This is a genomic window from Marinobacter sp. CA1, assembly GCF_020546665.1.
In the GTDB taxonomy this organism is placed as follows: domain Bacteria; phylum Pseudomonadota; class Gammaproteobacteria; order Pseudomonadales; family Oleiphilaceae; genus Marinobacter; species Marinobacter xestospongiae.
The window spans coordinates 3,078,335-3,102,771 of sequence record NZ_CP071785.1 but is presented as its reverse complement, the minus strand read 5'-3'; the positions used below and the strand labels follow the sequence as shown (position 1 = coordinate 3,102,771).

Below are 24,437 nucleotides of genomic sequence, written 5' to 3'. Positions count from 1 at the left end.
ATAGGCATAAAAAAAGGCCGACACGAATGCCGACCTTCTAGCAATTAACAGAATCGAGCTGGCTTAAAATTGATCAATTCAAGACACATGCTACCGATAGTCTGCTTGGTGGTCAAGCAGATTCGTTAATTGATCTGCAATTTCCGGCCTTTCTGTTAACGCGTTGCTTTCACTGGATCTTTCACTGAAGCGTTGTGTTCAGAGCTTCCAGCTCGCGCTCCAGTTCGCCTGCGTAGGTGCTGCGCGCCGTGCGGGCAATTGAGAGTTCGAGTTCCAGTTCTTCGATCATGCGATCGGTTGCCTGCAGGTTGCGTACCTGCGCTTGCGCGTTTTCGCTCAATGCATCCAGCGCGTACTCTTTTCCGTCAATCGTCACCTTCTGAGACTCTGCGGCCTTCGGCGCGGCTTTAGCTGCCGCTTTGGTGGCTCGAGCTTTGGCCGGAGCCTTTTTCGCGGCAGTTTTGGTGGCGGTGGTTTTGCGAGTCGTGCTCTTGGTGGTGGATGCGGACTTCTTGGTGTCGGTCATTATCTAGGGACTCCTGGTAAAAATGGTCGGCGCTGCAATTATTTCTTGTTGCCAGGCTGGTTTTCGATGGTGGCCTTGAGGCTGTCGAGGTAGCGCGCCTGTGCGGTCTTGGCAATTGCGGTTCTCGCTTCCAGCTTCTGGATCAACTCGCTGGTCATCGCGGCCTGCCGGGCAAGGCGCTGGGCTTCCTCTGGAAGGTCGCTCAGGGAGTACGTCTTGCCATCAAGAGTAAACTTTTCCATATAACGTCAAATCCGCTGATTTGGTTTCTGTTGTGCCGGGTCGTGCCGAAAAGCAAGGATTATACAGAATGCAGCGGTCAGTACCACAAGGCGTGCGGGCCCATTAACAAAACAAAATTTTCTCCGCCGGGGTTGCAATCAGGGCGTGGGGCAACCACGTAGGGGGTTCCAATCGACAAGGCGCAGTACTATGAGTAGAGCCATTCGAGACCGGTTGATCGCCTGGTTTCATGAGCCAGACAAGTTGCAGCACATCATCATCAGTCTCGCTCTGGTACAAAGCATGTTGCCCTGGACCTCAATCTGGCTATCGGTGCTGGTCACTTTCTTGATCGGTCTGGTCAAGGAAACCTGGGACGCTCTCTATGGCGCCGGGTTCAGTTGGGGCGACATTGTCGCCAACTGTTTGGGGATTGGCCTCGGTGTGATTCTGCTCTGGCCCTATCTATGAATTTTCTGTCAGGTTTTGCCCGTTTGGTTGTAATTCTCAGGTGCCTGCAGGCCGCGTCACAAGCGGGTTTGACACCCCTTCTGGCGGTGCCTAGAATGGCTGCCTTCCAATCCTCGGGCCTCCTGGCGGCTTGTTCATGCCTTTTATAACCAACCATATCGGTATCGCTTCCAATGTTTAAGAAAGCACCCACCCAGAAAGGTGACGCCACAGAGCTGGAGGACGCCTTAAAGGCCTGCAAAAGCGGCTTCATTTCTGCGGGCGTCTTCAGTCTGTTCATCAACTTGTTGATGCTGGTTCCTGCGATCTACATGCTCCAGGTCTACGACCGGGCGTTGGGTAGTCGCAGCGTTGAAACCCTGATCATGCTGACCGTGATCCTGGTGGGCTTGTTTATCACGCTGGCGCTTTTGCAGATGGTGCGTTCTGCCATCCTGGTTCGGGTTGGTAACAACATTGACCAAAGCATGAACCAGAAAATTTTCTCCGCCATGTTTCGACAGGCCATTGATAGGCCGGAGCGGCAAAGCGCCCAGCCTCTCAATGACCTGACGTCACTTCGCCAGTTCCTGACCGGACAGGGGCCGATTGCTTTCTTTGATGGGCCCTGGTTGCCAGTGTACATCGCGGTGATGTTCATGTTTCACGTCTGGTATGGCGTGTTTGCCATCATAGCAGCCATCATCCTAGTGGCTCTGGCGTATGCCAATGAGAAGTTCACTGGCAAATTGCTGACGGAAGCCGGCCAGGCGAACATCCAGTCAACCGAGTATGCCGGTTCCTGCTTGCGTAATGCCGAGGTTGTTCATGCGATGGGGATGGAAAACAACCTCCGCAGCAAATGGCTTCAGCGTCACCTCAGTTTCCTGAACAACCAGGCCAATGCCAGTGACCGGGCCGGTATCCTGAGCAACAGCTCGAAGACCCTGCGGATGCTGTTTCAGTCCCTGATGCTGGGGCTCGGCGGCTATCTGGCGATTCAGCAAGAAATTAGCCCGGGTATGGTTATCGCTGGCTCCATTCTGATGGGGCGGGCACTCGCGCCACTGGATCTGATGATCGCGTCGTGGAAAGGGTTCAGCAGCGCACGTTCCGCTTATACCCGGTTGAATTCCTTGTTCGACTTATATCACACCCAAAAGCCTGGCATGCCGCTGCCTGCGCCAGAGGGTCATCTGAGCGTTGAGTCCATGGTTGTAGTACCTCCGGGTGGACAGAGTGCAGCGTTGTCTGGCGTCGGTTTCGCTTTGGAGAAAGGTGACATGCTGGCGGTTGTGGGTCCCAGTGCGGCTGGCAAGTCCACCCTGGCAAGATCGGTGCTGGGCATCTGGGCTTTGGCCAACGGTACGGTACGGCTCGACGGTGCCGACATCCATCAATGGGATAAATCCCAGCTGGGGCCGCACATCGGTTATCTCCCTCAGGATATCGAGTTGTTCTCGGGAACCATCAGCGAAAACATCAGCCGTTTCGGGCAGCCAGATCCTGGGAAGGTTGTGGAAGCGGCCAAGCTTGCGGGTGTTCACGAACTGATCCTCCAGCTACCGAACGGCTATGACACTCAGATATCCGTGGTTGGCGGTGTTCTTTCTGGTGGCCAGCGTCAGCGTATCGGTCTTGCCCGCGCTGTTTACGGTAATCCCAGTTTGATTGTACTGGATGAGCCTAATTCCAACCTGGATGATCAGGGTGAACAGGCGTTGTTGACGGCGTTGCAGGAGCTTAAGCGCCGTAAAGTGACCGTCATTCTTATCTCCCACCGTAAGCCAATTCTCCGGCTTGTAGACAAGATGCTGGTTCTTTCCGGCGGTCGCGCAGTTGCCTTTGGTGGGCGCGACGATGTCATGCGCGGGCTTCAGGATGGTTCAATCGCCATTGGCAATAAGCCTGCCGGTCGTGCGGCACTTCAGGGCGGGGGAGCGTAATTGTGTCAGATCAGAAAAAGACAGGAAAAGGTGTAGAGGGCGTGGGTGAAAGCGAGAAGCAAGTGCGCTCTGGCTCTGCAGACAAAGGTCAGTTGCAGCCGGGCGAAGTTGCCGCGTCGGAAGAACAGGAATGGGAAGAGGTTGATGAGTCAACTGACCTGCCTGGGGAGTTCAGTCGTGAGAACGATGGCCTCGATCAAGATGCATTGAAGGCCATTCCGACTGGCTGGTCGGCTCGGGTGCGCACAGGGATTATTATTCTCCTGGTGACCTTTGTCGGTTTTGGGGGCTGGGCCGCTTTTGCACCGTTGGATGGCGCTGCGATTGCGACGGGCCAGGTAATGGTGGAATCACAGAATCGGGTGGTTCAACACCTTGAAGGCGGCATCGTAGCGGATATTCGCGTGCAGGATGGCGATCAGGTTCAGCTTGGTGAGCCGTTGATTGTGTTGTCGGACACTCGTCCGAAAGCGGATCTGGCGATCGTCGATTCTCAATTGGATGAAGTGCTGGGTAAAGAGGCTCGTCTCCTGGCTGAGCGTGTTGGGGCGGAGTCCATCAACTTTCCTGAGCGCCTTGTGAGCAGGCAGGATCAGCCGACAATCAACAGCATCATTTCAGGGCAGAAAGAGCTGTTCAGGTCAAGACGTGAAGGCTTGGAAGGTCGGCTTGCCATCTACGATCAGCGGGTCGATGCGCTGAACGAGCAAATGCGAGGCCTGGAGTCGCTGCGGGATAACCTCAGAAACCGGATTGCAAGCTACGAGGACGAGTTGGCGAATTGGCAGGCGCTTTACGATGAGGAACTGGCCGATAGAACGCAAATCAATGAGATGCAAAGGCAGTTGTTCCGCCTCCAGGGCGAGAAAGATTCTACTGCTGCCCAGATCAGTGAACTGAAAGTCAAGGTTGGTGAAACTCGCTCAGAGATGCTGGTTGCCAAGCAGCAGTACGCGGAAGAGGTTGCCAAGGAACTTCGGGTGGCACAGCAGAGCAAGTCTGACCTGCTGGCACGCAAGGTTGCGTTGGAGGATACGTTAAAACGCACAACAATTTCTTCGCCGGCAACCGGTACGGTGGTTGGTTTGACTGTTCATACCATAGGTGGTGTTGTGCGCCCAGGCGATCCACTGCTTGAGGTGGTGCCTACAGATCAGGAATACGCTATCAAGGCGCGGGTGCAGCCGCAGGATATCGACCGTGTTGCGGTGGGGCAGTTGGCTGCGTTGCAGCTGTCAGCATTCAATCAGCAGATGGCCCAGGTTATTGAAGGCGAGGTGACGCGAATCTCGGCGGATGCAATTACTGATCAGCAGAGTGGAGAGAGCTTTTACGAGGCTCGAGTTCGAGTGACTGAAAAGGGCATGGAGCGAATGAAAGAGCAGAGCATGTACCTTGTGCCAGGCATGCCGGCCAGTGTCCTGATCAAAACTGGCGAGCGGACTATGCTTCAGTACCTGATGGAGCCGATGACCAGAATGTTCCTGCGGGCGTTCCGAGAGGAGTGAAGTGATGTTCAAGAATGCCGTACAGAGAAGTCTATTGTGCCTGGGATTGGCTGCCGCCCCGGGCATGGGGGTGGCGCAAGGGGTGATCACCTTGCCTCAGGCCTATGAGAGTGCCTTGCTCAATAACTACCAACTCCGCAGTGAGCAGGCATCCCTGAGCGCGGAAGGCGAAGCCACAAGAGAGGCCTGGTCGGGTGTGCTGCCTCAGGTTACTGCAACAGCCAGTTACGGTGAGTCCCGATTCACTCGGGATTTCAACGTTAATACGTCCGTAACAGATACCGACGAGCATACCCGTTATGAGGTGAGTCTCAGTCAGGTTATCTACTCTCACAAGAGCTTCAATAACATCAGTCGTGCCAGTGCCGGGGAAGATCGAACTCGGGCGCAGTTCAATCTGAGTGTTGTGAACACCGGTTTCGATGCCGTTAAGGCGTACCTTGCTGCGGCATCCATCAAGCGAGAAACCACGGTGCTCGAGCAGGAGTTGGAGAGCCACCGTCGTCGACTGCTGCAGATGCAGAAGAAACAGGAACGAGGGTTTGCTACCCGGGCGGATGTCCTGGATGCGCAGACCTCGGTGGACCAGACCGTTGCTGAGCTGGCAGGGCTTCGCACGGAGTTACTGGCGGCTCGCCAGCAGTTTGTGGCGGTGACGGGGCTGGATCTCTCAGAATCAAGCCTGGCGCCAGTTGATGAAAGCAAGTGGCAGCAAGTGCCTGATTTGCTGAAAACCGACTGGTTGGAGGTTGCACTGAAGAATTCGGGCGATCTTAAGGTGGCCCGGGCGGACGTTCAGTTCAATGAAGAGACCCAGGATTATGAGCGGGCCGGCCATTTTCCGGAGCTCTATTTGAACGCGCGCTACACCGAAAACGACACCTTCGCGACCAATCTGCGTGAAGAAACTCGGGTTGAGTTGCAGTTCCGTCTCCCGATCTATAAGGGCGGCGCGACGTCTGCGCGGTCCCGGCAGGCGGCCTATCGTAAAGAGGCCTCCATACTGGCTCTGCAGCATCAAGAGCAGTTGGTCAGAGTGGAGATTACCCGCCTCGTAGAAGGGCTTCAGGGCAGTCACGAGCAGATCAATGCGTTGAAAACGGCAAGAACGTCGGCAGGCCAGTCTCTGGAAGCGGCCGAGCGCGGATTTGAGGGTGGCGTACGCAGCCTTACCGACCTGCTTGAAGCGCGAAACCGCCTGTCCCGTACAGAAAGGGATCTGGTTCGGGAAGTCTACAGGAACCTGCGCATGCAGTTCGAACTGAAGCAAATTGCCGGGGTTCTGAGCGAGGAAGATCTTCAGGGGCTGACGCTTTAGATTGGCCGGTTATCGTAATCTCAAGCCATGTTAAAAAAGGTCTTAACATGGGTTCGCAGCCATCCCTGGCTGTTTCCTGCCTTGATGGGGGTCGTGAATCGGCTTCCATGGCTGAGGGCGAGACTCCGCGATTGGGTGGAGTCCGCCACAGCACCTTTTCCTTCGGGCAGTAATCTGGATGGGGTGGAGCAGCTGCTCTCGGCCCAGAGGACCCCGGATCTGCCCCTCGCCCAGTGTGTTTTCATTCAGTGCTGCTCTTCGCAAGAGCGGGACTCAGCACCATTTCGGCGTCTCCGTAATGAATTGGAGACAAGAGGCGTTAGCGTTGAGTGGATATCACCACAGGCCTTTCTTGCCAGTCCTTTGACGGCGTCCGCGGTGGTTTGCCTGGGTGATTCGTCCCAGTATTCATCCTGGCTTGTTCGCGTACTTATTTCTCGTCGTATTCCTGTTTTGGCGCTATCGGCTGAGCGCGACTGGGCAGGTGAGTGGTCGCAGTTTGATCGGCAGGCTGGCTTTCAGGATGTCTCTGTGCCGACATTGGATGATGTCCGCTTCATGGCATCTGGCGCCAGTGGTTTGTTGGTTGATGACCCGTTGCAGGCCGACAGAGCCGTTCGCTTCCTGATAGGGCACTTGGCGTCAGTTTTCGCCGAAGATGCCGACGCCGTTCTGGAGAGCCTGTTAAATCCCCGGTGCAGGAGTTGTCCTGTGCTGCGAACACTGTTTGTGGATGTCTCGGACATTGTCCGAATGGACCTAAAAACCGGTATACAGAGGGTCGTGCGACGAATCACCGAGGAGTTCCTGAAGGCGCCGCCTCCCGGTTGGCGTGTGGAGCCCGTGTACGAGCGGGAAGGGCGGTACTTCCTCGCCCGCCGATTTACCCATGACCTGCTGGGACTGGCGTTGCCGGAGCCGAATTGGCGTCCTGATGCAGAAGCGAAGCCCGTGTCTGGTGATCGATTCCTTGGGCTCGATTGGGCCCAGCCGATGGTGCATCGGGCGAGGGAGACACTCGAGCACTGGGAGACGATTGGAGTTGAGCGGTTTTTTGTGGTTTATGACCTCTTGCCCCTCCAGATCCCTCAGTATTTTCCGAGAGACTTTCAGGATGAGATGGAAGTTTGGCTGAACGACATCGCCACCCTAGGAGAAGGGCTGCTTTGTATTTCCCGGACAGTTGCTCAAGAGGTGAGTGAATGGTTGGTTGCAAACAATTTGCTGAGAGGGGGCAGGCCCTGGGTTCGGCACTTCCCCTTGGGGGCTGATCCGGAAGGCGTTTCAGAAGCTCTGGTGCCCTTGCCGCAGTTGACAGTCAACGACTCATCGCCGTTGACCCTATTGATGGTCGGTACGCTGGATGGTCGTAAAGGTTATCAGCAGGTACTCCAGGGGTTCGAGCAACTGTGGCGGGCCGGTGACGATGTCCGGCTGGTGATCGTCGGTCGGGCCGGTGCGCAAATGGGCGGGCTGGCTAAAACGCTGCGGGAACACAAGGCGGCCTGCGGGCCTGCTGCCAGACTTTACTGGCTTGAGCACGTCAGCGACGCCCAGTTGGCGTGGCTGTATCAGGTTTGCGATGCGCTACTGTGCGCCAGCGAGGGCGAAGGCTACGGTTTGCCGCTGATTGAAGCCGCCCGGCAGGGTTTACCGATCATCTCCCGTGACCTGCCTGTCTTGCGGGAAGTGGCCGGGGGCGGCGCGATCTACTTCTCAGGCATGAAGCCGGAATCCATCAAAGAGGTGGTTTTGCGTTGGCGGTCTTTGAGAGAGACTGGCCGGGTGCCTGCACCAGCACCACCGGGGCTGGTGAGTTGGGAAGAAAGCGCGAAAACGCTCTGGGAAGCGCTGTCCCGGGATTGACCTGGCGCAACTTTGAATCAGTTTGGGCGACGGGGTTTGGGGCGGATGTGTCGCGTGGCGTCATTAATCTTTAGTAAAAGGATGGTAAGGGGAGATTTGGTTGGCAATGCTGCTAACGGCTCACCAAATTTGCTATGCTCTCGCGCTTGATTCTTGTCTGTATCTTTTCTAACCGGATTCCTCACATCTATGACTACCAAAAGCGCGCTCATTACCGGTATTACCGGCCAGGATGGGGCCTATCTAGCCCAGTTGTTGCTCGAGAAAGGCTATCGTGTGGTTGGCCTTGCCCCCCGCCGCAGCTCGACGGATACCAACCTTGCCCGCCTGGAGTGGCTGGGTGTCGCCGACAAAGTGGAATTGATGGATGGCGATCTGACCGACCTGGCCAGCCTGATTCGTTGTGTGCAGTTCGCAGACCCGGATGAGGTCTATAACCTCGGCGCCCAATCCTTCGTCAAAACCTCCTGGGACCAGCCAATACTGACTGGCCAGGCAACCGGTCTGGGTGCGGTTAATATGCTGGAGGCTTTGCGAATCGCCAAGCCCAATGCGCGCTTTTACCAGGCCTCGACGTCTGAGATGTACGGGTTGATCCAGGAGCCGATGCAGAGCGAGACTACCCCGTTCTACCCCCGTTCTCCTTACGCCGCCGCCAAGCTCTACGCCCACTGGATGACGGTGAACTATCGTGAAAGTTTTGACATGTTTGCCTGCAGCGGCATCCTGTTCAACCACGAGTCTCCACTGCGCGGGCTGGAATTTGTGACCCGAAAGGTCACTGACGGCGTGGCTCGCATTAAACTAGGGCTGGCCGATGAGCTACGACTTGGCAACATCGATGCCAAGCGGGATTGGGGGCATGCCCGGGACTACGTGAAGGCCATGTGGCTGATGCTGCAGCAAGACGAAGCCGACGACTTTGTGATCGCCACCGGCCGTACCACCACCGTGCGGGACATGTGTCGGATTGCGTTCGATGCTGCCGGGCTGGAGATGGACAAGCACCTGGTGATCGACCCCGCGTTCTTCCGCCCTGCAGAGGTGGATGTGCTGCTGGGGAATGCCGGCAAGGCCCGGGAAAAGCTGGCCTGGGAGCCGGAGACATCGCTGGAGTCGATGATTCAGGAGATGTACAAGGCCGATTTTGAAAGGCTGTCTGCGCAAGCAAAATGGCGCCCGAAAGAGTTACATAACCTTACAAATTAAATTGCGGTATGAGCTAGTAGGGGTATGTTGTAGATTTTTCAGCCTGTATGTATTATACAGGAGCTTCCCTGATTGCCCGCCATTCACTGGTGGTGGTTGGGCGATATGGGTTGGAATCGGCCTGAGAAATGAATGCCATCGTAGTCTGTATGGCAGGTTTTTTCGTTTTCAGGTAGGTGACAACTGCGGTGGTTGGTTAGGTTGCCGGCCTTTACAGGTGTCATGGAAGTGTCACCTGCGGTCACTAGCATGACCCGATCACCGGATTGCTGTAAGGCTTCAGGCTTTACAGGGAGAAAGGCTACGGATTAGAATCCGGGCTTGCGCAGTGGGATCTGCGCAATTGTTGTGAAGTGGCTAGAATGGCACGGCCCCAGCGTGTCGCTGGTTCGTGTTATTTTACCTGCTATAAATTGATCAATTTATTAGCAATACAAAGATGGAGAAAGCACATGGCTTTTAACAGTGCAGAGCTTGGTGTTATCCGCACCTACATTGCAATCACAGGCGACGCGCCGACTCAGTCCGAGTTTGCCGCAGCCTTCGAAGAAAATTCAGGTTTGCCTTCTCTGGCTACTGAGCTGCTGGAAGGTCGTCCTCAGCAGAGCAACCAAGCGTTTGTTGAAGGTCTTTATCAGAACCTGCTGGGCCGTGAAGCGGACCAGGAAGGACTGGAATACTGGGCCTCTCTGCTGAGTGCCAGCGCTGGTCAGCTTCAGCTGAGTAAAGCCCGTCTGGCTGTTGAGTTTCAGAATGCGTCGGCGCTGAACGCTGAGAACGAGCCAGGTCTGGTTGACGGTACTCCTGGGCTTACCTCTGTTGATGGTGTATTTGACGGTCCTATCGTTGAGCCGCCGCCTGTCCTCGACTTCAGGTTCGATTTTGACACCACCAAGGGTGCGTCAGACGTTACGGGCTGGACTCACACCAAGTCCGACGAGACTGGTGAAGTCAGCGATGAGACCGGTGCCGACACATACATGTCCAACACCCACAAAATCTACAACGTGGGTATGAACGCAATTGATCAGGGCACTGCTTCCATCTCCCGTGATTACACCTTCCGCACTGAGAACCAGTTGGGAGACCACGGCCATTACGAAGCCTACTTCCTGTCTCCGATCCTGGACAACGTGACAACCAACCTGGGCACCACGCTGACCATCGAAGTTATCGACCGTATGGCTGAGGCCAACAACAAAGACGCGGCTCTGAGCCTGGTTGCTATCCAGTCTTTCAGCTTCCGTCTGAACGGTGAGGAAGTGGTTGTTGGTTCCGATGACATTCTGAACGCAACTACCTACGAAGAGCTGGAAGCTGCTATCGAAGCTCGTATCACTGAGCTGGCAGAAGACAACGAAGCCCTGAAAAACGTATCGGTTGATCTGGGTGCTGACTTCACCCGTCAACAGGTTGATGCCGACACTCTGGAAACCACAGGCGCAAACGTACTGGGTACCCAGATCGTCATCACCGCAACTGGTGCCAACCAGATCGAGCGTGGCGGCTTCTCCTTCGGTGAGCGCACAGGCTCTGACCGTAACGTTGACCCCTCTGGTCGTCAGGACACCAATGTACTGGGTTCCGAAACTGACCTGGTTACCACCAACCTGGAATTCAAGAACGTTGGTTACGGTTCTCAGGGCGGTAGCGTAAACGTCTCTGGTCAGTCTCTGTCTGACCGTGGTGTTGAGCAGTTTGACATCAAAGCAGAAGACCACGCACTGGGTCTGGGTGTATGGCTGACTGAGCTGTCCTCCCAGCCGCTCAAGAACCGCGCTCTGAACACTCTGGAAGTGATCAACCTGACCGGTGCTGCTGACTACTTCCACGTGGGTATCGAGCAGACGTCTGCCGAGAATGTTGATGGCGGCTCCGTGCGTGCCGGTAAAGAGTTCGCTGGTATCACTGACGTACGCGTTTTCAACGCTTCTCAGTTCGCCCAGAACGTTCGCATCAACGCTGAAGTAACTGACAACGTTGTAGCTCGCGATCTGAACCTGGGTGACGGCCAGGACAACCCGGCTGGCGATAACCAGACCTTCTCTTACAACCTGGGTAACGGTGACAACCAGCTGTTCCTGTCTTTCAGCGAGCAGGTTATTGCCCACGAAGACGTTGCGCTGAGCATCACCTCCGGCTCCGGCAATGATAAGATTGTTCTGGTTCTGGATAATGACGATGTGGCACCTGGCAACTGGTACTCCAACCAGAAGGATCAGAAGAACATCGTGATCAACACTGGTTCCGGTAATGACGTTGTTGAAACTCAGGGTGCTGGCGACGCTACCATTCTGACCGGTGCCGGCAACGACGTTGTGTACACTGACAACGTTGGTGTTCAGAACTTTACCCTCGACGTAACAACTGCTGCTGGCCTTGAAACCGCTGAGTTCCTGGGTCTGGACATTCCGCGCGATGCGACGGGTGCCCCGGTTGGTACTGTTGATGGTTCCAGCAAAGCTATCTGGGCATTCAACTCAGAAACCCAAGAGCTGGGTCAACTGCTGGGTGGTACTGGTAGCCCGCTGCCGGGTACCACCGGCGAGTCTGGTCCTTACTTCCTGTACGACACCACGCTGACGGTTACTCTGTCTGGTGCTGCTCTGGCTGCTGCCATGAACATCACCACAGGTGAGGCTCTGGCTCTGGAAAATGGTTTCGAGGCCACTGTTGACGTGCCGACTGGCGCGAACTACGCAGCCACCGAACGTCATATCAACCAAGCGATCAAAACTGCGATCAACGGCGACGCCGTTCTGAGCCAGCTGCTGGAAGCCATTGATGGTCCGAACGATACTCTGATTGTTCGTTCCAAAATCGACGGTGCGTTTGCCGACAGCGATCTGCGTATTGACCTGAATAACCCGGACTCTACACCGACCGGCACCGAGGTAAGCGCGATCAACACTGCGTGGCAGGCCTTCAGCGGCGATAGCTCTGCAGCCTTTGCCGACGGAGCTGCTGTTCTAGCTGAGGTTGATAGCCAGATTGACGCAATCCTTGCAGTAAACGGTGGTGTTGCGCCTGGTTATGAAGGCCTGAGCAAAGGTGGCACTGGCGCTGGCAACAACAACTCTGATCTGGCTGACGTAGGCGGCAACGCTTTGGCCGGTGCGGACAGTGGTGTTGAGAGTAACAACGTCATCGACTTGGGCGTTGGTAACGACGTCGTTGTCATGGGCACCGGTGTTGATAGCAACGACACGCTGGTTGTAACCGGCTCTTCGATTGGCCACAACACTGTTGTGAACTTCGTTGATGGCGCTGAAACCGGTCGCGACTTCGTGAGCTTCAACAGCTACCTGACTGGCCAGATCGATGTGAGCGCTAACGGTACCGCTGGCGGTGCTTCGACTGCTGACCTCGGTGATGCAGTGGCACAGGCAAATGCTATCGACGCGGATCAGGTGGTTATCCTGACTTTCGCTGAAGACGCTACACAGAACGAGACCTGGGATGCACTGAGCGGTGCTGACCTGATCAACGCTCTGAACGGCAATGCGAATGCTTGGGCTGCTCTCGGCGGGTTCGCTGCTGTTGATGCTAACAACACCCGCACCGAGGTTGATGCCTACGCTAACGCACAGACTGCAGGCGCGACCTTCATTGGCAACAGCATGAAGAACATCGTACTGGTTGATAGCGATCACAACCGCGGTGAGTACCGTGTGTACGAAGTTACTACTGACGTTGTTACTGCTGGTGCTGCGACTGAAGATCAGTTCGGCTCAGCCACTCTGCTGGGTGTCATCGACTTCGGTCATGAGCTTGATGCAGCTACCTTCACTAACAACCTGGTGGCCTAAGCTACTGAGGTAATGTGAGGAGATCTTTCCTCCATTGAGTTAGTGTTCCGAAAGGCCTCAGCGTAAGCTGGGGCCTTTTTTGTTGGTGCGCCAGGTATGGCGCGTAGCGCCTTGACGGGCGCTGTTCCAGTTGGCTGGACGACTTTGGGGGGAAGCCCCCTATAAGCCCAAAAAGAAACCACTAACCGGTCGGCAAGGATGTCTATCGCGAGGTGGAATCTGAAGGAAAACACAGGAGGCGCTGGATGGCTGGATACAATAGCTCGGCTTCAACGCTAATCGTTAACTGCCTCTATACGGAACCGCATGCCTGGTGGTGCGAGAGGGCGAGGGAGGAAACTACTCATCCTACTTGATTCGTAGAATCCAATGGGAATTGCGCCGAACTGCGGCTAAAGAGGGCATCTAACTGAGCGATTGACGGCTAGGAAGTTCTCATTGACTGATCCGTTGAATCTGTTATTCGTAACGGTGTAAGATCAGGATGTTTAATACGTAACAGATTGTTTCATTAATCAATGGAGTTAACCCCGACAAAAACACTGGGCACCCAGGGAGGGACCCCAATGCTATCTAGCCGTCTTGATCCACAGTTCAGTCACCCCGAGCTTTCACTCATTCGAACCTTCATTGCGCTCACCGGTAAACCGCCAACCCAAACCCAGCTAGAATTCTCTTTTGGGTTCTATGATCTATGGAGTCGTGCCCAGGATCTGGCCAAATGCAGTGCCGGTATGGGGCGCGACGAGTTTGTCACCCAGTTGTACCAGAATCTTCTAAATCGGGCTCCGGACGCTGAGGGCCTGGCCTACTGGTCTTCGTTGCTGGCATCGGGTTCTGATTCATTGGATCAGGCGACGTTGGCTGTTCACTTTCAGCATTCCGCTGCGATGAACGCGAATCAGGAACCGGGGTTGGTGGTAGATACCGATTGGTTGTACCCCACTCGGCTTGATTACGGGGACATAGCGGTTGACCCAGGGCCGGGGTTGGGAGATGTCAAGGTATTTCAAGCGGGCCAACAGGTGGTTGACCTCGCAGACTATAGAAACCTGGATGATCGGGTTGGGCTGAGCTTCAGTGGTTGTGATCACGAAAACCAAGTCACAATTCTCAACTTTGTACAGGACTCTGACGGTGAGGCCGGAAGCGACCGGTCTGATTTGAACTACCTGAACTTTCTGGACTACCTTACCTCCGAGACTCTGCTGCCGGGTGGTGAAGGTCGGGTCGAGTTCATGCAGGTGGAGTTCGAAAGTTCAGCCAGCAGTTTAAAGGGTAATACCGTTTCAATCGTGACATTTCAGGGGGCGGGTGAAAGCGACAGCCAAACCTGGGACAACCTGGCCGCTGATGATCTTGTCGCGCTGTTGAACGGAGTGGCTGGTTACGGTGATGCTGCCAATTTGGTGGTGTTTGATGCTTATGATGCGGATAACGATGCCTTGGGTGACGGGTTCGCCAGCAACCACATTTTTATGGTCGAGAACGATTCGAATGCTGGCGAGTACAAGCTTTTCCACGTCACCTCAACCGGAATGGCAGAGAATGAGACCGGTGATTTCGACGCGCGGGCCCATAAAATAGGTGTCGTGGATTTCGGTAGCGCGCTATCAACCAATGAATTTGATATGGAAGACTCGTTGATGGGCTCCAGCAGTTGGTAGTAGATGCGCTCGCTGTTTGATTGAATTGTTCAAAGAGAAGTCGGATCTGAGCGTTCAGAGTAACTGGACGCTCTTTTCGAACAAAAGACCTACCGTCATCAATGGACGAATGAACGATAGCCGGGATTAGCGGCTTAAAGGAGGGAACCAAAGATGTTTAACCCTGGTGAACACGCGGTTATCCGCACTTATATTGCCATCACAGGCGAAGCCCCCACTCAAGCGCAGTTTGAGGCTGCGTTTAGTCATACCGGGCTCAGGGCGTTATCCTCAGAGTTGATCAGTGCCAGGCCCGCGCAGAGCAACAGTGCCTTTTTGACCGATCTTTACGAACAGTTGCTGAATAGAGCGCCTGACGCGGAAGGGTTTGAGTATTGGACAGCGTTGATGAATGGGGGCGAGCTTAGTCAATCAAAATTGGCGACTGAGTTTCAGAATTCAGCCGCACTCAATGCAGCCAATGAGCCAGGGCTGGTGGACGGAACGCCAGGGTTGAACCCCGTTGACGGGGCGTTTGTTGGCTATATTGATTCGGCCATGGCAGACCTCAGAAGTGGTCAAGATACCGAAAGCGGTCTCAGATCGCTTCACGACGATTCTGTTGAAATCGAAACCATGCTCAGCGATGGCGATGTGGTCGAGTTCAGTGGTGATGAGCGCGCGGTAATTCGGTCGTACGTTGCCCTGACTGGCGAACCGCCCACCCAGGCCGAGCTTGAAGCCGTGTTTGATGATTGCTCTGGTCTGCAGAGCCTTTGCTATGATCTAGCGGCTGGAAGTTCCGAGCTCAGTAATGCCGAGTTCGTCAAGATGCTTTACCAAAACTTATTGAGTCGTGAGCCGGATCCTGATGGCCTGGATTTCTGGAGTCATTATCTGGAGCTAGACGGTGTACAGGGGCTTAGCAGGGGAGCCGTGGCGATGCATTTCCAGAACACCGCTGTACTGTACGCGGCTTCTGAGGATGGATTGGTTGACGGTACCTTTGATCTTGAACCGACCGGCGAGATCTTTGGGCCAGTGTATGATCCACTGCCAGAGCATCCTGCTGAAGATACCCTGTATCTGGGTGAGTTTGTCGATCAGGCGTTGGATCTGGACTTCGGCCGGGGAGAGCAGATCAGGCTTGTCTATGAAGGTTACGGCAATGGTGAGGTCGCCATCAGAAATTTCGTACAGGACACCGATGGTCAGGCTGGCAACAGCGTGCCAGGGATCGATCACCTGGATTTTAGCGATTACCTGGTTACCCGGGGTGAGCTGGACTCTGTTTGTCAGCCCATGTCTCGTACTCCCGTGGAGTTTGTTGGCAAGACCGAAGAGTTGATCGGCAATACAGTGTCTGTCATTACTTTCCAGGGCGCCGGGGAGAATGCCGGGCAAGACTGGGAGGGGCTGGATGCAATGGATCTGGTTGCTTTGCTCAATGGGACGGCTGCATACGGTGATACCGCCAACATTGCCGAGTTTGGTGGTTACGATGCCGGGAATAGCGATTCGACAATGGCGGGCTATCTGGGTGGCATTTACGGCGACACCAACAACCACCTATTCCTCGTGGAAAGTGACGATAATGCAGGCACCTACAAAATTTTCCATGTGACGTCGACTCGCGCCGACGAAGGGGAGGCCGGGGCCTTCGATGCCGATGCCCAGTTGATCGGTGTCCTGGATTTTGGCGCACCGCTGTCGACCAATGAGTTGGATATGGAAGCTTCGCTGGTTGGCTCCACAGAATGGTTAGCGGAAGCCAGTGCCGGGCTGGGGTGAGCGCAGATCATTGTTCGACAACACTCCATCTACCGCTTAGGCTTTGGGATGACCTGAGTCGTAACTTGGGGACACATTTTCCTGTAGTGTGTACAATGTTGCCGATAAGGCCCTGAATTGGTGACACAAGCCCCTGTCGCCTGTGTACCAGGGTCATTGAACGCCAAAACCATGAATGTTTACAGAGATATCACAATTATCGCTGTTGTCCCGGTTGTATTGAGACCGTACATTGATTAATTTTGGTGTCATCACCAACCTGTTCGCCGGGGGTGGCTTAGTCCCGGTTTATTGAATGTCTAGGAGAGATTATGAGAGCGCAGCTGATTGAACTGGTAGCCGCAACCCTTGGCCGGGCCCCGTCCCCGGAAGAGCTGACAAATTGGCTGGCAGACTTGGAGGGCGGCACTGAGCTGTCCGCTATCGCTGAAGAAATCATGTTTGATTTGGGTGGTGTTGGACGCATCGCTGGCGTGAATAACACGGCTATTCTGGTTAATGCCTACCAGAACCTGTTCGGCCGCTTGCCGGACAACACTGGCCTGAATTACTGGCTGAATGAAATGAACGCCGGTCGTGTTGATCTGGGCAACCTGATCCCGAGCCTGCTGGCCGGTGCCCGTGCTGAAACCGGCAACTCCAATGACGCTCTGGTGATCAATGGTCGTCTTCTGGCTGCCACTCAGTACCTGGATGGCCTGGACGGTGATGACAACTACAGTGCATCCGCCGCCGCCGCTGCCGTTAGTGCGGTTACTCGTGGTTCTGTAGCGGATTCCGCTGAAGAACCATCCGATCTGTACGATCCGAATGATCAAGGGGATGGCGGCGACGACAACGGGGATGACAATTCCTTTACGTTGCAGCAGGCACTGGCCGCGACGGATCTGCCTGATACTTACACAATCTCTGACATCGCGACTGTTCACGCTGCAGCGACTATTGCGGACGTAACCGATGCCAACACGATGACTGTTATCGCGGGCGCCGAGAATTCCGCTGACTATGTCTACAGCCTGAGCGACACTGTGGCCAATTTGGTTGACGCTGGAGCCGCCAATACCGTTGATGGTGCTGTAAACGTGACGGCTACTGATGCTGCCACTGTCGCTCAAGGCGACATCCTTGTTGCTGCAGCTAACACCGGTACCACGACATACAATCTGAACGACACGGCCGCCGCACTGGCAGCCGCGGGAGGCACTCTGAATAGTGCTACCAATGTTACTGCTAGCGATGCTGCAAATTTGGCTCAAGCTGAAACGATTGCGGACGCGACCAACACCGGCACGACGACTTACAGTGTCGAAGGCACTTCCGCTAACCTTATTACTGCGGCGCAAGATGCTAGCGCTGCAAATAAAAATGGCCTTAACGACGCTGCAACAATCACGGCGACAGACTTGAATGAGGTCGTTACCTTTGACCAGTTGGGCGCTGATGCCGCTGCTACCCGAATCGCTTTCTTTGACGGCGAAACAACCCTGAGTGCTGCAGACTACAACACTCTGACAGGGTCGATTGATACGAGCGGTGGTGACAACATCATTGTCGATACAATGAACGGTGCTGCGGTCACAGGTAATGGTGCGAATGACACCTTCGCGCTGCTGAGTTCCGATACCGGTGTAACGGTGAACAGCTTTGTGTCTGCACAAGATACCGTGGCACTCGGAGGTGTTGCAGGTGCCGTTGCCGCAATCGCTTTGAGTGTCGCTGGCCAGGATGGCAGCGAAACACTGGTGCTTGATACCGCTGCGGCCTTGGGGGCATCGGCGATGAATATTGGCGGAGCTTCCAATGCAAACTGGGCTGTGGCCTCTGACACCGGAACCGTTTACTACGATGCCGACGGCGACTGGACGGGCGGCGTCGTGACGGTTGGTACCGTCAATGCAGACACCCTGGTTGCCGCTGACTTTACGATCGCCTGATCTGAGTTGGTTTGGTTCCAGCCTATTCTGTATAGGTAACGAGAAACCCCTGGTCTAGGCCAGGGGTTTTTTGCATAAGACGGAGGTTAAATGTCTGAGTGGGTGGCAGTATCTCGGAGTCTTCATGGCGATATGGCGCATGTTCCGCGAAAAGGGTTCTACCATACGGAGCGGAGTGCTGTTTCGGTGGCACTGTTGTCTGAGTTGGCGGCGATGTTGCCACACTATGTGATTGGCTTCTTGGCGCTTGAGGACGCTGTCTTTCCCGTCGCGATACTGGGTATTGAGAATAACCAGAACCTTTATTTGAACAGCGATGGCCGCTGGTTGGCCAGTTATGTGCCAGCGGAGTTTCGCTCTCACCCCTTTGCGTTGATTGACGATGGGATGGGTAGAAAGGTCTTGGCCATTGATAGGGGGCATCTGAGTACAGAGGGTGAGCCTCTGTTCGAGGAAGGTGTATTGAGTGCGAAGGTGTCGGATGTCGTCACCTTTCTTACGCACTGTGACTCTGATCGGCAGGCCACCGGAAATGCCTGTCAAGCGCTTCAGCAGGCCGGTGTGTTGACGGACTGGGTATTGGACGTTCCAGTTGGTGGGGTGTGTCGGCAGGTGAGGGGCCTGAAGCGTATCGATGAACGCGCGCTGAATGCATTGGATGAAAGCGCTTTTGCGGCGTTAAGGGGGGCGCCGATCCAGATCGCTTACGCCCAGTTATTCTCAATGTCCCAGGTTAAACAGCTTTCCCAACGGGCTTCGCTTCCCATGAATGCGGTTAACGAGAAACGGTTCTCATTGGATGACCTGTTTGGTGAAGAGGACGGAAATCTGAGTTTTGACTCATAGGCTGCAAGTTGCAGAAGTTTGACTTTGTTTGGCTGCACATACTGCTGACACACAGCATTTTTGCAAATGCGAAAGCACCGCCGTTCTTGAGTCAGCAATCTCTGTAGCTTCTAAATTTGGGCCTTAAAGTACTCTCGGAGAGATAGGATTACCTTCAGTCGGTGAAGACAATGGAGACTCTGTAAGCGACAGCCGCTTTTTGTAGAGGGTATGCTTTCCGCGCGATTTTCACTCTGTGACCTTTTTCCTGGCCTTGGGGTTCTGCGGTTACTGAGGAATAAAAACCTGATAACTATTCCAGAAAGGATTTTCCGATGTTTGAAGTTCGTGCGTTTTCTTTGCCCGGGCGTCCGCTGCTGCTGGGTGCTTTGGTTGGCTCGTTAGCTCTGGCTGGCTGTGGCGGTGGCGGCAGTTCGTCCAGTGACGACAGTGATTTCAAGGAGTTTCCCCCGTTACCGGACGCTACTGGAGAGGTGATCAGTGAGCGCTACCAGGTCTTGGGAGAAGACGGTGCCATTGTGTTGGATACCAAAACCAACCTGGCGTGGAAGCGTTGCCATTACGGTCAGACCTGGAGTGCAGACCTGGGACGCTGTGAGGGCAGTGCCAAGCCGGTGACCTGGGATGCTTCCATGGGGCTGGTGGACGACGACGGGTTTCGTCTGGCCTCGATGGATGAGCTGAAGTCCCTGGTCTACTGCAACAACCTGCACAATGGGCCGGATCAGATTGGTGAGCTGGATATCTTTGAAGGCTGCGGTGCACCTACACTTAGCCCAACCATCGATCCTCAGGCATTCCCGGACATCGGCCAGGTCACGGTATGGACCAGCGACGACAGCCCCAACTCAGAGACGCTCAAACTGGGCCTGAACTTCGTCAGTGGTGTGGCGAGTGATTTCAATAGTGAGTCTTCTCCATACCGGTTGATCGTTGTGCGTGATCCTGCGGATGGCGACGAGCCCAGCGCGGCTAACGGGGTTCGCCCACGTAAACAGAACGAATCATAGAGTGCGGTCCCGGGTTCCCGTTGACTTATGCCGTCAGGGGGAGCCTGGGCGAATATGTTATGATCTGCGCCAATTTAATGAAGGATAGAGGTAGTCATGCCCCATTACGTTGCATTGAGTAAATCGGCCCATCGCAGTGCTGGAGTGCGCCCCAGCAATACGGCTTATGCGCTTGAACAGGCAGTCGTGCCCGTAGTTGCCGAAGAAGTACCGCGGGTGTTGCCTACCATGCCTCTGGCCTTCGTAAATGCGCCCAGTGGTCAAGGTTTTGAGCTTGTGGCATTGCAGGCGTTGCAACCAGGCATGAACGTATACGTTCATACGGACGGACGTTGGATTGGAGGCTATAAGCCTGCTTGGTACCGTGCTCATCCGTTCCGTTTGATTCCTGATGAGAGTGGCTCCAGGCGGGTTGTTTGCGTTGATGAAGAGGCCGAAGCGTTCGAAAATGAGGCTGGTCCGGATACGCCAACCCTGTTTGGTCCAGATGGAGAGCCTACCGAGAAAACCCGTCACCTTGTTAACTTTCTTGAGCAACTCGAGAAAGGTAAGGAAGTAACCCATGCGGCCGTTGCCCTGCTTGCCGAACAGGGCCTGATCGTGCCCTGGGAAATTTCAGCGAGGAAGGCGAAAGGTGAAACCGGTTACGATGTGCAGGGGCTTTATCATATTGATGAGGCTGCTTTGAAAGCTCTGGAGCCTGAGCGGGTTGTTAAACTGCTTAGGAGTGGTGCACTTTCGATAGCTTTTTCACAGCTCTTGTCAGAGCATCGGCTGCAGACCGTCGCCCGTCTTCACAATCTACGTGGGGAAGCCAAGCGTCAGAGCGCTGCTGCAGACGAACTTGATGTAGAAAGCCTGTTTGCTGACGACGATGACGATGATCTGACGTTCTAATCCGGACGTCGCCTTCTCAGGCGCCCGACTCTACCGGGCGCCTGAGAATACCCACATGCGCGAGGCCACAAACACAAACAGCGGTACCAGCAGTACCGACAGACAAATCGACACAAACGCGGATGTGATCCCCAGGCTCAGAAATACCCAGAGCAATCCGTTATTGATTCCAAATCCCCCCAACGTGACCGCAAAGAATCGCCAGGGACTTCCACTCTGACGAAAGGTAAAGCGGGAGTGCCCCCAGAACGACACTTGGAAGGCCACCAGGAATGCCACCAGGTTGACCAGGAAGGGGGAGGCGCCCGGCCACTGCCACAGGGCCAACCAGGCCATGCCAAGATGCACTGCCGTGGCGGCCAGGCCAACCAGGCCAAAGCGCATCAATTGCGCGGCCAGAGGTTGCCATCTTTCACGCAGATTACTCAGTTGCATGCTGTTTTTCACTGTTGTTAACGACAGGTTGCTTGCCGGCTGGGCTGGCTGGTTGGGCGTGGCGGTTGTCATCCGTAGAAACCGGGGTTGAATGATTGGCAGGGCTGCTTTCCGCCACGATGTAAAGAGGGCGTGCCTTGGATTCAATAAAGAGCCGTCCCAGGTACTCACCCAGCACCCCAATGGACATCAGTTGCATCCCCCCCAGGAACATCACGCCGGCGGCCAGTGAGGCATAGCCTGGCACGTCGCTCCCCCAGAGCAGGGTGCTGAGCACCACGTAGAGTCCGTAAAGGAAAGCCAGCAGGGCGACACCAACACCAATGTAGGACCAGACCCGCAATGGCCAGGTGGAAAAGCTGACGATGCCATCGAGGGCGAAGTTCCAGAGTTTCCAGTAGTTGAAGGTGGTGGTGCCAGCGACTCTGGCGGGCTGCTGGTAGGGTACGGCACGGGTCGTGAAACCAACCCAGGCGTACAAGCCTTTCATAAAGCGGTTTCGTTCTGGCAGACTGCGCAGCGCTTCGACCACACGGCGGTCCAACAGCCGGAAATCGCCACCGCCTTCCGGCAGGGGAGTGTGTGCCATCATGTTGAAGAACCGGTAGAACTGGCGGGACGTCCATTGTTTCAGTGGCGTTTCTTCGTTGTCCTGATTGCGCACGCCGTAGACCATTTCAACGCCTTCGTTCTGCCACACATCCACAAAGCTCTCAATGGCGTTGAACGGGTGCTGGAGATCCACATCCATCAGGATGACAGCGTCGCCTCGGGCATGGTCCATGCCGGCGGAAAGGGCAACTTCCTTGCCGAAATTTCGCGACAGCGACACATAGTGGACAAACTCATGCTGTGCGGCAAAGTACCGCATCAGGGCCAGTGAGCTGTCTGATGAGCCGTCGTTCACGAAGGTGACCTCGCTGTGGAACGGCCAGGCGCTGCGGGCGTTCAGGAAGGCGTCAATGAACAGCGGGATGGAGGCTTCTTCATTGAATACCGGTACCACCAGACTGATGGTGACCGAGTCTGGGCTCGTTGCCGACATTATGGTTCCTCTTCTATCCATTCCAGGGAGTGGAGTCCCAGCGCAAGGTGTCGGGGGTCTGCTCCCTCGCCGGGATACGCGGGATTACGGGTTTTGCTGTAGTTCAGGCGAATATCCAGGTGGCCAGATTCACTGTTTATTTGTTCCTCTGACAACGGGATGTCCCGAACACAACAGTTCTGGGCATTGGGGGTCATTGGCCATTGAGCAAAGGGCTGGCCATTGATGTCCACTTGCAGGTGCTGTTCGTCGATTGAAGGGCCCCAGTAGAGCTGGAAGCGAATACGTAGCGTTCGAGGGCGAGCCTGGCCGGCCTTCAGTCTTAGCACCGAGGCCTGACCGTCGCTCCAGACGCCCCAGTTTTCGCGGTGAGACCAGCCATTGGCCAAGGTACCGTCGGGCACAGGCGATCCCTCACCGAAGCTGATGTAGGAGGGATCGGTGAGTGCCGGTAATCGGTCTTGATCGACTTCGCAGCCGCCTGAGGCCCTTCGGTCATTGATGTACTGCAGCCAGAATACTCTCGGATTCATGGTCGTGTGCATGGCTACGTGGTTGTTTGGGTCAATGGCAGCCATTTCCTGAGTTGTCAGGGCCGTGTTGCTACGTGGTTGGCAGGCCAGTTGGTTGGCCTGCTGCCAGGGCTGGACTCGCTGGGCCATGCTTTCGGCAATCCGCGAATTGGCCGCGTGGTTCATGGCCGCGGCAACGCCAATGAACAGAGCCATAAGGGCGATGATTCCCCGTCTGAGCCGGGGATGGCCATCGGCGGTTCTGAGCAGCAAGATCGCCAGGGCATAGGCAATGGCGCCAATGCCAAGATAGGAAACCCGGCTATCCAGATAGCCACAGGTACCTAGCTCCAGGCACCAGAGTTGTTGGCGTGCGGTTGAAGCCAAAGGAAACGCGATGTAAAGCATCAGGCAGCAGGCAATGATCATCATTGCCAAGGCTGCCCTGGCCGAGCGAAGTGGCAGCCGGCGGAGCAGCCAGGCTGAGCAGGTGGCACTGACAATGCCCACGATAGTGGCGATGGCCCAGCTGAACCGGGCCACGGAGGCCAGTTCGATATCTGGCAGTCGGAAGAAGGCGGTACCGGCAAAAACGTGATAGACCGAGGTCAGCCAGAACCGATAGGGATGGGCCAGTCCGCTCGGGGTATTGCCCTCATACTGGGATGGGTGATGGAAGCGGTAGCCCAGATAGATGGCGAATACGGTGATGACCAGGACGAGGTCCCGGACCAGGGCGCGAGTTCGCACAGGAATCCCCAAAAGGCGTTGCTGTGGTGAGGCCGGCTGGGGAAAGGCCGTGTTGGCAAGGTGCTCGGCGGCCAGCAAGGCCGTTGTTAACAGGAACACGAACTCGCTGACCAGCATGGCGAGACCGCTGACAAGGCAGAGGCCGAACTGCGCACCGAGTGAGAGGTTCGGTCTTCGCCAGAGTTGTAACCGTGCAAACAGGACAGTCACAAACGGGACCGTGTTCTGGAGCGGATAGGCGTTTGGCGGCATGTGCTCATAGGCCAGCGGGTGCAGGGCCAGGAAGGTGAGCATCAACAATGCACAGACGCGCCAACTGCCTCGCGCCACCAAGGCGCTGAAATAGCAGGCGAACAGGGCCATCACCCCAAAATGCCCCAGCACCATCAGCCAGCGGCTGACCGGATCTCCCGCCCAGAGGGCGCCCAGGACATTGAGCGGTGTCATCAGGTAGTGACCAATTCGACCGCTGAATTCGGCCATCCGTGCGGCTTCAGCCCAGACATGGTCCCATCCCTGCCAGACATACTGCAGGAACATGGCATCGTCGGCGGTGAGCCGATAGCCAATGGCAAACTGGGTGACCTGAACAATAACCAACAGCAATATGCCGCCGGTGATTGGCCAGCGAGCGTCCTTTCCTTTACCTAACACCTGATGTACCTGTTACGAGTCTGCGGGTAGCCCCATAATCGCCTGGATTCTGGGCGGTTCTGA

At 55.5% G+C, this 24,437-nt stretch carries 18 protein-coding genes; 13 read left to right on the top strand and 5 right to left on the bottom strand.

What is annotated here, in order from left to right:
- Nucleotides 1–181: 181 nt before the first annotated feature.
- On the bottom strand, nt 182–526 hold the full coding sequence (locus tag J2887_RS14105; RefSeq protein WP_227171744.1) for a DUF6447 family protein: 345 nt from the start codon (nt 524–526) through the stop codon (nt 182–184).
- A 38-nt stretch (nt 527–564) separates the two neighbouring features.
- Entirely contained in the window at nt 565–768 is a 204-nt protein-coding gene (locus tag J2887_RS14100) for a hypothetical protein (RefSeq protein ID WP_227171743.1), read from the bottom strand.
- A 190-nt stretch (nt 769–958) separates the two neighbouring features.
- Between J2887_RS14100 and J2887_RS14095 the strand changes: the two genes are divergently transcribed.
- The 13 genes from J2887_RS14095 to J2887_RS14035 all read left to right on the top strand — a co-directional run bounded on the left by J2887_RS14095 (nt 959) and on the right by J2887_RS14035 (nt 20,978).
- Nucleotides 959–1,219, top strand: coding sequence for a hypothetical protein (locus J2887_RS14095; protein ID WP_227171742.1), 261 nt, complete (start codon nt 959–961; stop codon nt 1,217–1,219).
- Between the two features lie 173 nt (nt 1,220–1,392).
- Nucleotides 1,393–3,144, top strand: coding sequence for a type I secretion system permease/ATPase (locus J2887_RS14090; RefSeq protein ID WP_227171741.1), 1,752 nt, complete (start codon nt 1,393–1,395; stop codon nt 3,142–3,144).
- Nucleotides 3,145–3,146: 2 nt separating this feature from the next.
- Complete coding sequence (locus J2887_RS14085) at nt 3,147–4,652, top strand: HlyD family type I secretion periplasmic adaptor subunit (RefSeq protein WP_227171740.1); 1,506 nt, start codon at nt 3,147–3,149, stop codon at nt 4,650–4,652.
- Between the two features lie 4 nt (nt 4,653–4,656).
- The gene (locus J2887_RS14080) at nt 4,657–5,970 is read left to right on the top strand and encodes a TolC family outer membrane protein (protein WP_227171739.1); all 1,314 of its coding nucleotides are present in this window, start codon (nt 4,657–4,659) and stop codon (nt 5,968–5,970) included.
- A 531-nt stretch (nt 5,971–6,501) separates the two neighbouring features.
- The gene (locus tag J2887_RS14075) at nt 6,502–7,836 is read left to right on the top strand and encodes a glycosyltransferase family 4 protein (protein WP_227171738.1); all 1,335 of its coding nucleotides are present in this window, start codon (nt 6,502–6,504) and stop codon (nt 7,834–7,836) included.
- A gap of 189 nt (nt 7,837–8,025) precedes the next feature.
- Nucleotides 8,026–9,045, top strand: coding sequence for a GDP-mannose 4,6-dehydratase (gene gmd, locus J2887_RS14070; protein ID WP_227171737.1), 1,020 nt, complete (start codon nt 8,026–8,028; stop codon nt 9,043–9,045).
- Nucleotides 9,046–9,497: 452 nt separating this feature from the next.
- Entirely contained in the window at nt 9,498–12,854 is a 3,357-nt protein-coding gene (locus J2887_RS14065) for a DUF4214 domain-containing protein (protein WP_227171736.1), read from the top strand.
- A gap of 566 nt (nt 12,855–13,420) precedes the next feature.
- Nucleotides 13,421–14,521, top strand: coding sequence for a DUF4214 domain-containing protein (locus J2887_RS14060; protein ID WP_227171735.1), 1,101 nt, complete (start codon nt 13,421–13,423; stop codon nt 14,519–14,521).
- Nucleotides 14,522–14,674: 153 nt separating this feature from the next.
- Nucleotides 14,675–16,291, top strand: a complete 1,617-nt coding sequence (locus tag J2887_RS14055; protein ID WP_227171734.1) for a DUF4214 domain-containing protein — start codon at nt 14,675–14,677, stop codon at nt 16,289–16,291.
- Between the two features lie 311 nt (nt 16,292–16,602).
- Complete coding sequence (locus J2887_RS14050; protein ID WP_227171733.1) at nt 16,603–18,225, top strand: DUF4214 domain-containing protein; 1,623 nt, start codon at nt 16,603–16,605, stop codon at nt 18,223–18,225.
- Between the two features lie 90 nt (nt 18,226–18,315).
- Nucleotides 18,316–19,071 carry a SapC family protein gene (locus tag J2887_RS14045; RefSeq protein ID WP_227171732.1) on the top strand — a complete coding sequence of 252 codons (756 nt, stop codon included), beginning with the start codon at nt 18,316–18,318 and terminating at the stop codon, nt 19,069–19,071.
- 314 nt (nt 19,072–19,385) lie between these two features.
- Nucleotides 19,386–20,081 (top strand): DUF1566 domain-containing protein, encoded by a 696-nt coding sequence (locus J2887_RS14040; RefSeq protein WP_227171731.1) that lies wholly within the window; start codon nt 19,386–19,388, stop codon nt 20,079–20,081.
- Between the two features lie 96 nt (nt 20,082–20,177).
- Complete coding sequence (locus J2887_RS14035; protein ID WP_227171730.1) at nt 20,178–20,978, top strand: SapC family protein; 801 nt, start codon at nt 20,178–20,180, stop codon at nt 20,976–20,978.
- A gap of 30 nt (nt 20,979–21,008) precedes the next feature.
- Here J2887_RS14035 and J2887_RS14030 read toward each other — a convergent pair whose 3' ends face one another.
- From J2887_RS14030 to J2887_RS14020, 3 genes are read right to left on the bottom strand one after another with little or no spacing between them, the layout of a single operon-like run.
- A complete protein-coding gene (locus tag J2887_RS14030) occupies nt 21,009–21,413 on the bottom strand; it encodes a GtrA family protein (protein ID WP_227171729.1) in 405 nt (134 codons plus the stop codon).
- Nucleotides 21,400–22,458: a glycosyltransferase family 2 protein gene (locus J2887_RS14025; protein ID WP_227171728.1), complete on the bottom strand. Its 1,059-nt coding sequence runs from the start codon at nt 22,456–22,458 to the stop codon at nt 21,400–21,402. Before J2887_RS14025 ends, J2887_RS14030 begins: the two co-directional genes overlap by 14 nt.
- Nucleotides 22,458–24,374, bottom strand: coding sequence for a hypothetical protein (locus J2887_RS14020; RefSeq protein ID WP_227171727.1), 1,917 nt, complete (start codon nt 24,372–24,374; stop codon nt 22,458–22,460). The genes J2887_RS14025 and J2887_RS14020 overlap by 1 nt, the downstream gene beginning before the upstream one ends.
- Nucleotides 24,375–24,437 lie beyond the last annotated feature (63 nt).

What these genes read in the sequence shown, in the direction of transcription:
- gmd (WP_227171737.1), top strand. Translation starts at nt 8,026, where the DNA reads ATGACTACCAAAAGCGCGCTCATTACCGGTATTACCGGCCAGGATGGG.
- J2887_RS14055 (WP_227171734.1), top strand. Translation starts at nt 14,675, where the DNA reads ATGTTTAACCCTGGTGAACACGCGGTTATCCGCACTTATATTGCCATC.
- J2887_RS14025 (WP_227171728.1), bottom strand. Translation starts at nt 22,458, where the DNA reads ATGTCGGCAACGAGCCCAGACTCGGTCACCATCAGTCTGGTGGTACCG.
- J2887_RS14045 (WP_227171732.1), top strand. Translation starts at nt 18,316, where the DNA reads ATGTCTGAGTGGGTGGCAGTATCTCGGAGTCTTCATGGCGATATGGCG.
- J2887_RS14105 (WP_227171744.1), bottom strand. Translation starts at nt 526, where the DNA reads ATGACCGACACCAAGAAGTCCGCATCCACCACCAAGAGCACGACTCGC.
- J2887_RS14060 (WP_227171735.1), top strand. Translation starts at nt 13,421, where the DNA reads ATGCTATCTAGCCGTCTTGATCCACAGTTCAGTCACCCCGAGCTTTCA.
- J2887_RS14050 (WP_227171733.1), top strand. Translation starts at nt 16,603, where the DNA reads ATGAGAGCGCAGCTGATTGAACTGGTAGCCGCAACCCTTGGCCGGGCC.
- J2887_RS14080 (WP_227171739.1), top strand. Translation starts at nt 4,657, where the DNA reads ATGTTCAAGAATGCCGTACAGAGAAGTCTATTGTGCCTGGGATTGGCT.
- J2887_RS14030 (WP_227171729.1), bottom strand. Translation starts at nt 21,413, where the DNA reads ATGCAACTGAGTAATCTGCGTGAAAGATGGCAACCTCTGGCCGCGCAA.
- J2887_RS14090 (WP_227171741.1), top strand. Translation starts at nt 1,393, where the DNA reads ATGTTTAAGAAAGCACCCACCCAGAAAGGTGACGCCACAGAGCTGGAG.
- J2887_RS14035 (WP_227171730.1), top strand. Translation starts at nt 20,178, where the DNA reads ATGCCCCATTACGTTGCATTGAGTAAATCGGCCCATCGCAGTGCTGGA.
- J2887_RS14040 (WP_227171731.1), top strand. Translation starts at nt 19,386, where the DNA reads ATGTTTGAAGTTCGTGCGTTTTCTTTGCCCGGGCGTCCGCTGCTGCTG.
- J2887_RS14100 (WP_227171743.1), bottom strand. Translation starts at nt 768, where the DNA reads ATGGAAAAGTTTACTCTTGATGGCAAGACGTACTCCCTGAGCGACCTT.
- J2887_RS14065 (WP_227171736.1), top strand. Translation starts at nt 9,498, where the DNA reads ATGGCTTTTAACAGTGCAGAGCTTGGTGTTATCCGCACCTACATTGCA.
- J2887_RS14095 (WP_227171742.1), top strand. Translation starts at nt 959, where the DNA reads ATGAGTAGAGCCATTCGAGACCGGTTGATCGCCTGGTTTCATGAGCCA.